Genomic DNA, 3548 nt, shown 5'->3' with positions numbered 1-3548 from the left:
GGCTCACTGACGCCTCAGCCCAACTCCGGGTGGAGCCACACCTTCCGGGACGGCACGGACACCCCAGCACTGATAGCCCCGGCCCTGGTAAAGACCGGCGTCCTCGAAAGACTGGGGGCTCCGATCGTGTACGAGACCTCGGAGATCTCCCGCGAGGACGCCGCGGTGTGGTCGAGCGAACCGCTCACCGCACCGAGTCAGATCACCGGAACCGTCTCGGCGCATCTCACGGTCACCCCGTCCGCGAAGAGCGCGACGCTCGTGGCGCACCTGTTCGACGTCGACCCGGGTACCGGTAAGGCAAAAATCATCACCAGCGCGCCCTTCACCCTACTCAACGACCGCGAGGGAGAGACGCAAACAATCGACATCCACCTACAGCCGGCCGACTACCGCATCACGCCGGACCACCAGATACAGCTGGTCGTGGACACCAAGGACAGGTTCTTCGGCGACGCCACCGTCACCAACAGCAAAATCGAGATCTCGTCCACCGACGGCTCCTCGTCCTACCTGAACATCCCGCTCGACGAGATTCCGCTCGAGAACGACTAGCCGACCGGATCCCACGGCGCACGCCTACCCGGGTGCGGAACCGTGGTCGCGGTCCCGCACCCGGGCTCGCCCCCCGGGTGCGGGACGGAAGGATCGGATCGCGCCGCAGCACGATGTGCTGGTCCATCGTGCGTCGTCAAGCTCGACTATGATTGCATCGTCCTCGACGGTATTGCGGTCTGTGATGGTCGGAGGTCTACATGGCGCCTGCGCCACGGTTTCATCGGGTCGCCGCACTGCAGCGGCGTTTCGTGGACCGCGAACCGGTGCTGGCGGCTTTCGCCGAAGAGCTGACCCATCTAGGTGACGGTCCACGGGTCTTCAACGCCATCGGCGTGGGCGGTATAGGTAAGTCACGACTACTGCGCGAGTTGAAGGACCGGGCGGCAACCCGGTATCGAACGGCATCGCTCGATCTGCAGGTGCACTCGTTGCGCCAGCAGGAAGACGCGCTGGCGGTGCTACGCAACGAACTGGGGTCGCAAGGGGTCCACTTCGATCGCTTCGACATCGCCTACGCAGTGCTGTGGCAGCGGCTACACCCACATCTGCGGTTGAACCGTTCGGAACTGGCATTCGTCGACGAGAGTTCCATTCTCGCGGATATCGCCGACACGATGACCGGAATTCCGATTTTCGGTACGGCCCGCGGCCTTGTCAAGCTGTTGGAGCGTGGCGGCTGCGACGTACGCTGCCGCCTGCGGGTGCGGCGCGATCCCACCCTGGCGACACTCGACGACCTGCCGAACAGTGAGCTCGCCGACGCCGTCACGTTTCTGTTCGCTGAAGACCTTCGGGCTGCCAGCCAGGACAGACAGTATGTGATCATCCTTGACAGCCACGAGGCACTGGTGCCGAACCCGGTACGCACCGGACGGGCGCAACTCGCGGATGCCTGGCTACGTGATCTCGTGGCACAGCTCGACCGCGGCCTGGTGGTCATCGCCAGCCGGGAACCGTTGCGGTGGGAACTGACGGATCCCGACTGGGACGGCCTCATCGAGATATGCGACATCGGCGGCCTGCCCATGGAAGCCCGGCTGGAACTCCTCGACACCGGCGGGATCACCGATCCGTTCCAGCGCCAGACAATTGCGGACGCCAGCGCAGGTCTCCCATTCTATCTGAACCTGGCGGTGGACACGCACCTGCAGACCGGTGGGCGGGTCAGCGGTGCCCTCGTGTCCCAGCAGGAGATCTTGGCGCGCTTTCTTCAGCATGTCGCCCCGGAAGAGATTCGATCACTGGAGGTCCTGAGCCCGGCGCGAATCTTCGACTATGATATTTTTTGGATGCTGACGGCCACGTTCCATCTCCCGGGACATCGCATCGCCTGGGAATCCCTCACCGCATATTCATTCGTCTACCCGGCGAACACCGCGCTGCGGTTTCATCAGCTCATGGCCGCAGCCCTGCGGGAACGGCTTTCTCCGGGCACTACCACCGACATCCACGCCCTGCTACAGGGACTGTGGGAGAACCGGGCCGACCAGGCGACCGGCCGGGACAGCGGCGCTCATGCCGCCCGCGCCCTGCGGGAGGCCGCGTATCACGCCCTGCGGGGTCGGCAGATCAGCGGCGACAGCATCCTCGGCTATGCCGACCACGCGGTTCGCCGTGGGGGACACAGCGCCGCCCAAGGCATCACCGAGGACCTGCGCGCCCGGCTCAACGACCAACCCGACCACGACAACCTGCCCGAAGCGCTGCGGTGCCTGCAGGCTGAGGCGGCGATTCGCCTCGGCGACGCGGCCACGGTCACGGCGCTGGTTCCCGAACCGGTCACCGCTCTGTCCATCGACACAATGGTCGGCGCGCGGCTCACCGTGGCCGCCGGACATGGTCGACGCATCGCCGGTGAGACCCAGGCCGCGCTCGACGCCTACACCCAGGTCTGGGACCGCGCCACGGGGGCATCCCGGCTGACCGCGGGCCTGTGGGCCGCCGACCTTCACATGGCTCAGGGCCGGTTCCGAGACGCGGAAGCACTCGCCACCGACCTGAGTGCGTCCGCTCCGGGGCAGGACACCGAGTTTCACGGAGCCGTGGCCCGGATGCGTCACCTCGCCCACCGGTTCGCGTTCGAGTTCGACGCCGCCGCCCGCTATCTCGACGAGGCCGCAGCCCACTACACCGCAGCCGATAGCGTTCTCGGGTTAGCCAACATCCAGACCAACCGGGCCGAACTCCTCGCCTACACCCACCCTGCCGAGGCCATCGTCGAGGCAGGCCAGGCGATCGAGATCCAACGCGAGATCGGCGCCCATCACGAGCTCGGAAAGGCGTATACCGCTCTCGCCATCGGGCAGCTCCGATGCGGTCAGCTCGACGAGGCCGAGACCTCCCTACGGTCCGCGTGCGCCGCCCTCGATGGAGTCGGGTATCGCTCCGGTCGAGCCCGCGCCGAGTTCTACCGCGCCCTGGTCCATGCCCGCCGGGGTCAGCTCGACGAAGCGGTTTCCTCGCTCCAGTGGAGCGTCCGCGAGCTGGAAGCAGCCGACGTCTACCCGACAATCATCCTCTGCTCGGCGCACGCACTGTCCATCCTCGGCATCGATGACGGGCAGGTGACCGCCGCCGCGAGCCGGGCACGGGCAGGAATCCAGCCGTTCGGCACGCTTACCGATCTTGACGCCCGCGTCGAGGACTTCGTCGCCGACCTGCTCAACGGGCACACGTGGCGGCCCGACGAACTGTACCGGCAGGCGGTCGGGCGCCCCGATGCCTCGTCGGGTTTCTACAACCACAACATCCGGATGGACACGCCGGCCGGAGACGTGATTGTTCGTATCCCGATTCCGGGCAGCGACATCATGGACCTGATGATCTGGCCGGAAGGGGACGTGCTGCGCGCCATCCGCGGGACCGTGACCCACGCGCCCCGTCTGCTCTACGCCCGCATGCAGCCCCGCTATCAGATCGTGGAATTCCTTCGGGTGCAGTTCTCCCCAGGTGAGATCAAGCGGCGAGTGTGTAGCTGGGTGAGTACTTGC

Annotated in this window: 2 protein-coding genes; both read left to right on the top strand. The window is 66.2% G+C overall.

The window, feature by feature from the left end; genetic code table 11:
* A partial coding sequence (locus tag AC08ON_RS16655) for a CocE/NonD family hydrolase C-terminal non-catalytic domain-containing protein (RefSeq protein ID WP_476617304.1) occupies window positions 1–555 on the top strand: 555 nt, incomplete at its 5' end.
* Between the two features lie 200 nt (window positions 556–755).
* A partial coding sequence (locus AC08ON_RS16650) for a tetratricopeptide repeat protein (protein ID WP_476617303.1) occupies window positions 756–3548 on the top strand: 2793 nt, incomplete at its 3' end.

It is taken from the genome of Frankia sp. CoWAU3 (genome assembly GCF_977971855.1).
The sequence above is the reverse complement of the archived record's forward strand: the minus strand, read 5'-3'. Positions and strand labels throughout refer to the sequence as shown.